This is a genomic window from Streptomyces sp. T028 (assembly GCF_048159505.1).
In the GTDB taxonomy this organism is placed as follows: Bacteria; Actinomycetota; Actinomycetes; order Streptomycetales; family Streptomycetaceae; genus Streptomyces.
In genome coordinates, this window is the sequence record NZ_JBLRVZ010000021.1 from 38,668 (window position 1) to 46,707 (window position 8,040).

An 8,040-nucleotide genomic window follows, 5' to 3' on the forward strand; every position below is an offset into this window, starting at 1 on the left:
GGCGCTTACGCGAGCCCGGCAATGAGATCCGCGACCGACTTGCGGCGGCCCGTGTAGAACGGGACCTCCTCGCGGACGTGCATACGGGCCTCCGAGGCGCGCAGGTGGCGCATGAGGTCGACGATGCGGTACAGCTCGTCGGCCTCGAAGGCGAGGATCCACTCGTAGTCGCCGAGGGAGAAGGACGCGACCGTGTTGGCGCGGACGTCCGGGTAGCCGCGGGCCATCTTGCCGTGGTCGGCGAGCATCCGGCGGCGGTCCTCGTCTGGCAGCAGGTACCAGTCGTAGCTGCGGACGAAGGGGTAGACGCTCACGTAGTCGCGGGGCGTCTCGTCGGCGAGGAACGCCGGGATGTGGGAGCGGTTGAACTCGGCGGGGCGGTGCAGCGCCATGTTCGACCAGACCGGCTCGAGGGCGCGGCCCAGCCGGGTGCGGCGGAAGAGGTTGTACGCCTCCTGGAGCTGGTCGCTGGTCTCGGCGTGCCACCAGATCATCAGGTCGGCGTCGGCGCGCAGTCCGGACACGTCGTACGTGCCGCGGATCGTCACGTCCTTCGCGGCGAGCTGGTCGAACAGCTCCTGGACCTCGTCGGCGTATCCCGTGCGGTCCTCGGGCAGCACGTCCTTCAGTCTGAAGACCGACCACAGGGTGTAGCGGATGACCTCGTTGAGGTCCTTGGCCAGCTTGCCCTTGTTCGGGATCCTGCCGGACTCGGTGGTGGGGGCGTCGTCACTCATGGTTCTCATTCTCCTGCTCCGCCGTGCAGACTTTGCACCGGGTTGGCGGTGAGCTCCCGTCCGGCGCTCAGGTCTCCGTGGATCTGGTCGACGGCCGCGTGGGCGCTCGCGATGCAGGCGGGGACGCCGACGCCGTCGTACTGCGCGCCGCACACCGCGAGGCCGGGGAGCTTGGCCACGTGCTCGCGGATGCGGGCCACACGCGCGTGGTGGCCCACCGGGTACTGGGGGAGACCGTCCGTCCAGCGGGTGACCCGGGTCTCCAGGGGGGTGGCGGCCAGGCCCGTGGCCTCGCGCAGGTCGTGGCGGGAGACGTCCACCAGGCCCGCGTCGTCGCGGTCGAGGATCTCCGTCTCGCCGTACCGCCCGACGGAGGTGCGCAGCACGATCACGTCCGGGTCCTCGTCGGCGATCCAGCCCCACTTCTGCGAGGCGAACGTCGACGCCTTGACGGTGTGGCCGTCGACGGGCGGGACGAGGAAGCCGCTGCCCTCGGGCAGGGCGGCCTCGGAGCGGCGGTAGGCCAGGGTGACCAGGGCCATCGAGGCGTACTCGACGGTGCGCAGTTCGGCGGCGGCCGCCGGGGACTCGGCGGCGAGCAGCGCGGCGGCGGTGGGCGCGGGCACGGCGACGACCACGGCGTCCGCGTGCAGCGCGCGCTCGCCGGTGGTGACCTGCCATCCGCCCGCGGGCTCCCGGCGCAGTCCGGTGACGGGCACGCGCGTGTGGATCTCGCCGCCCCGCGCGCGGACCGACTCCGCGACGGCGAGCGGCAGCCGGCCCACTCCGCCCTCGATGCCCGTGAAGACCGGGCCGGTCTGCTGGTGGGCAGCCGCCTTGGCCTGGATCTCGCGGACGGCCTCGGTGAGCGAGGTGTGGGTGAGCGCCGCCTGGTAGAGCTGCGGTACGGCCGAGCGCATCGAGATGCGGTAGGCGTCACCGGCGTACACCCCGCCGAGGAGAGGTTCGATCAGGCGGTCGACGACCTCGCGGCCCAGGCGTGCCGCCACGTACTCCCCGACCGCCACGTCCTCGCCGACCTCCGTGCGGGGCAGGTCGGCGTCACGCTCGATGCGGGCGAGGCCCTCGTCGGACAGCACACCGGACAGGGCCGCCGCGGTGCCGGGGACGCCCATGACATGGCCCCTGGGCATGGGGCGCAGGGCGCCGCGGGTCCAGATCGAGGCCGTCGCGGTGGCCGGCGGCTGCAGCAGATCCGTCAGTCCCGCCTCGCGCGCGAGGGCGACCGCCTCGGGGCGGCGGGCCAGCAGCGACTCGGCGCCGAGGTCCACGCGGACGCCCGCGATCTCGCCGGGCAGCAGCTTGCCGCCGACCCGCTCGGAGGCCTCCAGCACGGTCACCCGCGCCCCGCGGTCCAGCAGCCGGTGTGCGGCGGCCAGACCGGCGATCCCGGCTCCGATGACGACGACGTGCTGCCCCGCACCCGTACCCGTTGTGCTCATGCCCTCCACTCTCTCAGACCCCACCGACACCGCCGCCAGGGCCATGTGGCCCCACCGAGTCCCGACCGTGACCGCTTCGGAACCGATTCCGTCCAACGTCCCGGCCCGCCCCGGCGTCGAAGGAACGTCAGTCGTCCCAACCCTCGGGGGGTACGTCCACATGCACGCACGACGTTCCGTACGGCCGGTCCACGCCGTGGCCGGCATCCTGCTCGCCGCCGCGCTGGCGCTCACCGGATGCAGCGGCGCGAACGACTCGGGAGGCGACAGCGCGAGCCTCGCCGACAAGGCCGCCGCCGGCGAGGCCGGCGCCCAGGCGGACGCCAAGGAAGGCGCCGGGTCGAGCGGCTCCAAGGCCTCGGCCTCCTCCGCGCCGAAGATCACCGCGAACAAGATCATCCGCACCGCCTCCCTGACCGTGCGGGTCAAGGACGTCCCGAAGGCCCTCGACGAGGCCCGTACGACCACCGAGAACGCGGGCGGTTTCGTCGGCGACGAGACCACGAGCCGGGACGAGGACGGCACCGAGCGCACCCGGGTCGTGCTGCGCGTGCCCGTCGAGCGGTACGACGAGGTCCTCGCCGAGCTCCAGGGCGCGGGCGAGCTGCTGGAGCGCACGGCGAAGGCCCAGGACGTCACCGACCAGGTCGTCGACGTCGACAGCCGCATCACGTCGCAGCGGGCCAGTGTCGCCCGGATCCGCGAACTCATGGACCGGGCCACGAAACTGAGCGACGTGGTCACCCTGGAGGGTGAACTGAGCAGCCGGCAGGCCGACCTGGAGGCGCTGCTCGCCCAGCAGGCGTCCCTGAAGGACCGCACCAGTCTGGCGACCATCACGCTGAGCCTGTCGGAGAAGCCGGTCGTGAAGGCCGCCGAGGACGACGACCCCGGGTTCCTGGACGCGCTGGAGGGTGGCTGGAACGCGTTCGTGTCCATGCTGCGCTGGATCGCCGTCGTCTTCGGCGCGGTGCTGCCGTTCCTCGCGGTGGCCGTGCTGCTCGTCCTGGCGTGGCTGCGGCTGCCGCGCCGCCGGACCACGGAAACCGCGGAAACGACGGAAACGGCGGAAACGGCGGCCGAAGCGGGCACGACGACCGGAACCGGCCCCGCCGGTGGGCCCGAGGGGGACTGAAGTCCGCTTCCCCCGTAGCGTGTTCGTATGAGCATGCCTGGACGGGAACGACTGGTCGTGATCGGCGGGGACGCCGCGGGCATGTCCGCGGCGTCCCAGGCCCGCCGCCTCAAGGGCCCCGAGGACCTGGAGATCGTCGCTTTCGAGCGCGGCCACTTCACGTCCTACTCCGCGTGCGGCATCCCGTACTGGGTGGGCGGCGACGTCACCGACCGGGACGACCTGATCGCCCGCACCCCCGAGGAGCACCGCGCGCGCGGGATCGACCTGCGGCTGCGCACCGAGGTCACGCAGATCGACATGGCCGGGCGGCGGGTACGCGCGCGTGACGTCGGTTCCGGGACTGGATCGGCGTACTGGACGTCGTACGACAAACTCGTGATCGCGACCGGCGCGCGCCCGGTCCGGCCGGACCTGCCGGGCATGGACGCTCCGGGCGTGCACGGCGTGCAGACCCTGGACGACGGGCAGGCCCTGCTCGACACGCTCGAACGCGCGCGTGGGAAGCGGGCCGTGGTCGTGGGCGCGGGCTACATCGGCGTGGAGATGGCGGAGGCGCTCATCAACCGCGGCTACGAGGTGACCGTCGTCAACCGCGGCAGCGAACCGATGTCCACCCTGGACCCGGACATGGGCCGCCTGGTCCACCGGGCCATGGAGGGCCTCGGCATCACCATGGTCGACGACGCCGAGGTCACCGAACTGCCCACCGGCGAGGACGGCCGGGTGCGGGCGGTGGTCACGAAGGACGGCGAACACCCGGCGGACGTGGTCGTCCTGGGCATCGGCGTCCGCCCCGAGACCACCCTTGCCGCGGCCGCCGGCCTGCCCCTCGGCGCGCACGGTGGGCTCCTCACCGACCTCGCGATGAGGGTCCGCGGCCACACGGACATCTGGGCGGGCGGCGACTGCGTGGAGGTCCTCGACCTGGTCTCCGGCCAGGAGCGGCACATCGCCCTCGGCACCCACGCCAACAAGCACGGCCAGGTCATCGGCACCAACGTGGGCGGTGGCCACGCCACGTTCCCCGGCGTCGTCGGCACCGCGGTCAGCAAGGTCTGCGACCTGGAGATCGCCCGCACGGGCCTGCGCGAGAAGGACGCGCGCAGGGCGGGCCTCCAGTACGAGACCGTCACCATCGAGTCCACCAGCCGCGCCGGCTACTACCCCGGCGCCTCCCCCATGACGGTCAAAATGCTCGCCGAACGCCGCACCGGCCGCCTCCTCGGCGTCCAGATCGTCGGCAGAGAGGGCGCGGCAAAACGGGTCGACATCGCGGCGGTGGCCCTGACAGCCGGAATGACGGTGGAACAGATGACAGCCCTGGACCTGGGCTACGCCCCACCCTTCAGCCCGGTCTGGGACCCGGTACTGGTGGCAGCCCGCAAGGCAGCAACAAAGGTACGGAACTCCTGAACCACCGCGAGGGCAGCTGGCCTAGGGGCGCAGGGAACTGCGCGACCAGCCCCCCACGCACCCGCACACGACAACGGCCTAGGCAGTACCAAGCCGCGGCAACGCAGAAACCGCCGCCGCAGCGGCAGGCTGCTCCGCCGGCTTCGCATGCGCGGCGGCCGCAGGCCGAGAACGCAACCGGTGACTGACGGCCTCGTCCAAGGTCACCGCCCGCTGCATCTGCGAGGCAAGCCGCCCGGCCTCCTGGCCGAGCCGTGCCACGTCCTCCCAGGGCAGCCGGATGACCAGGGCGATCTCCGCCTCGCCGTCGGGCGTGGCGTGCATCGCGGGAGCAACTCTCTCGTTCATCGCCTGTTCCTCACGTCGTCCCCGCGGTCCGCCTTCCCCGGGCCGCGGGCGGTTGCCGGTTCATACGGGGCCACGGCGGACCGCGTTCACCGATTCGACGAACGGATCGGGGGCAGTACTTCCTTGTGGTCATCCCCGTCCATGACGTGAACCCGGTGCGCCGTACGCCCGTGGTGACGTACGCGCTGATCGCGGCGAACGTGCTCGTCTTCTGGTTCATGCCGGGCCTGTCGGGCTCCGTGGCCGGCGACAGCACGCTGGCGCAGACCTGCCATCTGCACGCGTTCCTGGAGCACTACGCGGCCGTACCGCGCGAGTTGATCCACGATCAGCTCCCGCAGCTCGTGCCCACGGGAGCGGTCCGCGGCGGCGGCTGTCTGCTGGGCCCGCCGGACTACGTCAAGTCGCCGGTGCTGAGCGTGTTCACGGCGATGTTCCTGCACGGCGGCTGGCTGCACCTGCTGGGCAACATGCTGTTCCTGCTGATCTTCGGGAACAACATCGAGGACCGCATGGGCCACGTCCGCTTCGCGCTGTTCTACGTCGCCTGCGGCTATGCGGCGTCGTACGGCTTCGCGCTGCTGAACGCCGACTCCACCGACCCGCTGATCGGCGCCTCCGGGGCGATCGCGGGGGTGCTCGGCGCGTATCTGGTGCTGTATCCGAGGGCCAGGGTGTGGGTCCTGGTCCCGTTCCTGGTCTTCCTGCCGCTGCGCCTGCCGGCCTGGCTGGTGCTGGGCTTCTGGTTCGCGCTGCAGGCCGTGTACTCCTCCGGCGAGGGCGTCTCCGACGCGGGCACGGTGGCGTACGCGGCGCATGTCGTCGGCTTCCTCACGGGCATGCTGCTGGCCTGGCCGCTCAAGCCGGGCACCCCACCGCCGCCGGAGCCGCGCGGCCTGCTGTTCGGCCGCCGCGCACGCCCCCGGCACACCTGGTGACCGCCCTGCCCTACTTGGCCGTCTGCGTGTGGACGTACTCCACGAGGCGGGTGAGCGCGTCCGGGTCGGTGGACGGCATCACGCCGTGGCCGAGGTTGAAGACATGGCCCTCCAGTCCGGCGGCCGTGTCGAGGACCTCGCGGGTCTTCGTCTCGACGGCGTCGGTGCCGGCGAACAGGACGGTCGGGTCGAGGTTGCCCTGGAGCGCCTTGCCGGGGCCGACCCGGCGGGCCGCCTCGTCGAGCGGGACGCGCCAGTCGACGCCGACGACGTCCGCGCCGGCCTCGCCCATGAGCTTCAGCAGCTCACCGGTGCCGACACCGAAGTGGATGCGCGGGACGCCGTAGGACTCGACGGCGCGGAAGACCTTCGCGGAGGCGGGCAGCACCGAGCGGCGGTAGTCGGCGGGGGCGAGGGCGCCCGCCCAGGAGTCGAAGAGCTGGACGGCGCTCGCGCCCGCCTCGATCTGCACCTTCAGGAAGGCCGCCGTGATCTCGGCGAGACGGTCGAGGAGGTCGGCCCAGAGCTCCGGGTCGCCGTACATCATCGCCTTGGCGTTCTCGTACGTGCGCGAGGGGCCGCCCTCGACGAGGTAGCTCGCGAGGGTGAAGGGCGCGCCCGCGAAACCGATCAGCGGGGTGGCGCCGAGCTCGGCGGTGAGCAGGCCGATGGCCTCGGTGACGTAGGAGACGTCCTCGGGGGTCAGGTCACGGAGCTGCGCGAGGTCGGCGCGGGTGCGGATCGGGCGCTCGACGACCGGGCCGACGCCGGGCCTGATGTCGAGGTCGATGCCGATGGCCTTGAGCGGGACGACGATGTCGCTGAAGTAGATCGCCGCGTCGACGCCGTGCCGGCGGACCGGCTGGAGGGTGATCTCGGTGACCAGGTCGGGCCGCATGCAGGACTCGAGCATCGGAACGCCCTGGCGGACCTTGCGGTACTCCGGGAGCGAGCGTCCGGCCTGGCGCATGAACCACACGGGGGTGTGCGGCACGGGTTCCCGCCTGCACGCCTTCAGGAAGGGGCTGTCGTACGTCGCTGTCGGCTGCCGGCCCGCGGGGCTCTCGTTCGCGCTCACGTCGGCAAGTCTCGCACGGCGCCGGAGCCGGTGGAGCCGACCCCCGCAGCCCCTCGCCGTGCCCGCGAGACACCCGTTCGGCCCTTGCGCGCGGGGGGCGTGTTCGCCCAGCGCGCAGCCGCCCGCGGGCCCCGCGCGGGTGTCTTGCCCTGCGCGAGGCCGTCGTTCCCCTTAATCTTCCCCGCATGGCTGCGGCTCAGGGACGACTGTCGGACGGCGCTGGCGGGATGGACGAGGCGAACGAGGGGGACCGCGATGAGAGCAGGTCGGCACCGCTGCCGTTCCGGGCCGCCGTCGACGCGCTGAGGGCGGCGCGGCTGCGTCCGCAGATCGAGGTCGACCCGACCCCGGCGCCCAAGCGGCTCGCCCCGTACGCGTACGCCCTGGAGGCGACCGTCGTGGACGGTGAGCAGGACCTGGCCGACGGACGGCTGGTGCTGCTGCACGACCCGGACGGGCACGACGCCTGGCGTGGGACCTTCCGCCTGGTGACGCTGGTGCGGGCCGAGCTGGAACCGGAGATGGCGGCCGACCCGCTCCTGCCCGAGGTGTGCTGGTCCTGGCTGACCGGTGCGCTGCAGGCGCGGGGCCTCGCGTACGGCGAGCCGAGCGGGACGGTCACCCGGGCGAGCTCGCACTACTTCGGCGGTCTCGCGGAGCGGCCGGCGAACTCGCAGATCGAGATCCGGGCCTCCTGGACGCCCCGCGAGGGGCTGGGCGGGGTGCCGGACACGGCGGCGCATCTGGCGTCCTGGTGCGATCTGCTGGCGCAGGTCGCGGGGCTGCCGCCGGCCGGCCCGGGGGACGCCTCCGTGGTGACGCTGCCGCAGCGGCGGGGGCCGCAGCCGCGCTGAGCGTTCCCCTGCAGCCGGGCGTTCAGGCGGGCGTTCAGCCGAGCGTTCCCACAGCCGTACGAGTGGGTCGG

Annotated in this window: 8 protein-coding genes; 4 read left to right on the top strand and 4 right to left on the bottom strand. The window is 72.7% G+C overall.

What is annotated here, in order from left to right; genetic code table 11:
- Positions 1-5: 5 nt before the first annotated feature.
- Together hemQ and hemG are read right to left on the bottom strand one after the other, a co-directional pair.
- Positions 6-737 carry a hydrogen peroxide-dependent heme synthase gene (gene hemQ / locus ACLZN2_RS21125; protein ID WP_416980309.1) on the bottom strand — a complete coding sequence of 244 codons (732 nt, stop codon included), beginning with the start codon at positions 735-737 and terminating at the stop codon, positions 6-8.
- Positions 738-742: 5 nt separating this feature from the next.
- Entirely contained in the window at positions 743-2,200 is a 1,458-nt protein-coding gene (gene hemG / locus ACLZN2_RS21130) for a protoporphyrinogen oxidase (RefSeq protein WP_416980311.1), read from the bottom strand.
- Positions 2,201-2,360: 160 nt separating this feature from the next.
- Between hemG and ACLZN2_RS21135 the strand changes: the two genes are divergently transcribed.
- Together ACLZN2_RS21135 and ACLZN2_RS21140 are read left to right on the top strand one after the other, a co-directional pair.
- On the top strand, positions 2,361-3,335 hold the full coding sequence (locus ACLZN2_RS21135) for a DUF4349 domain-containing protein (protein ID WP_416980313.1): 975 nt from the start codon (positions 2,361-2,363) through the stop codon (positions 3,333-3,335).
- Positions 3,336-3,362: 27 nt separating this feature from the next.
- Positions 3,363-4,751 carry an FAD-dependent oxidoreductase gene (locus ACLZN2_RS21140; protein WP_416980315.1) on the top strand — a complete coding sequence of 463 codons (1,389 nt, stop codon included), beginning with the start codon at positions 3,363-3,365 and terminating at the stop codon, positions 4,749-4,751.
- A gap of 78 nt (positions 4,752-4,829) precedes the next feature.
- On the opposite strand, the gene ACLZN2_RS21145 is transcribed toward ACLZN2_RS21140, so the two are convergent.
- The gene (locus tag ACLZN2_RS21145; protein ID WP_416980317.1) at positions 4,830-5,099 is read right to left on the bottom strand and encodes a hypothetical protein; all 270 of its coding nucleotides are present in this window, start codon (positions 5,097-5,099) and stop codon (positions 4,830-4,832) included.
- Positions 5,100-5,224: 125 nt separating this feature from the next.
- Here ACLZN2_RS21145 and ACLZN2_RS21150 point away from each other — a divergent pair, with 125 nt between their 5' ends.
- Positions 5,225-6,037, top strand: coding sequence for a rhomboid family intramembrane serine protease (locus tag ACLZN2_RS21150; RefSeq protein ID WP_416980319.1), 813 nt, complete (start codon positions 5,225-5,227; stop codon positions 6,035-6,037).
- A gap of 10 nt (positions 6,038-6,047) precedes the next feature.
- Here the strand turns inward: ACLZN2_RS21150 and hemE are convergent, their stop codons facing one another.
- Positions 6,048-7,115 carry a uroporphyrinogen decarboxylase gene (gene hemE, locus ACLZN2_RS21155; RefSeq protein ID WP_416980321.1) on the bottom strand — a complete coding sequence of 356 codons (1,068 nt, stop codon included), beginning with the start codon at positions 7,113-7,115 and terminating at the stop codon, positions 6,048-6,050.
- Positions 7,116-7,300: 185 nt separating this feature from the next.
- Here hemE and ACLZN2_RS21160 point away from each other — a divergent pair, with 185 nt between their 5' ends.
- The gene (locus ACLZN2_RS21160; protein ID WP_416980323.1) at positions 7,301-7,969 is read left to right on the top strand and encodes a DUF3000 domain-containing protein; all 669 of its coding nucleotides are present in this window, start codon (positions 7,301-7,303) and stop codon (positions 7,967-7,969) included.
- Positions 7,970-8,040: the final 71 nt, after the last annotated feature.

What these genes read in the sequence shown, in the direction of transcription:
- hemQ (WP_416980309.1), bottom strand. Translation starts at nt 737, where the DNA reads ATGAGTGACGACGCCCCCACCACCGAGTCCGGCAGGATCCCGAACAAG.
- ACLZN2_RS21160 (WP_416980323.1), top strand. Translation starts at nt 7,301, where the DNA reads ATGGCTGCGGCTCAGGGACGACTGTCGGACGGCGCTGGCGGGATGGAC.
- ACLZN2_RS21140 (WP_416980315.1), top strand. Translation starts at nt 3,363, where the DNA reads ATGAGCATGCCTGGACGGGAACGACTGGTCGTGATCGGCGGGGACGCC.
- ACLZN2_RS21145 (WP_416980317.1), bottom strand. Translation starts at nt 5,099, where the DNA reads ATGAACGAGAGAGTTGCTCCCGCGATGCACGCCACGCCCGACGGCGAG.
- hemG (WP_416980311.1), bottom strand. Translation starts at nt 2,200, where the DNA reads ATGAGCACAACGGGTACGGGTGCGGGGCAGCACGTCGTCGTCATCGGA.
- ACLZN2_RS21135 (WP_416980313.1), top strand. Translation starts at nt 2,361, where the DNA reads ATGCACGCACGACGTTCCGTACGGCCGGTCCACGCCGTGGCCGGCATC.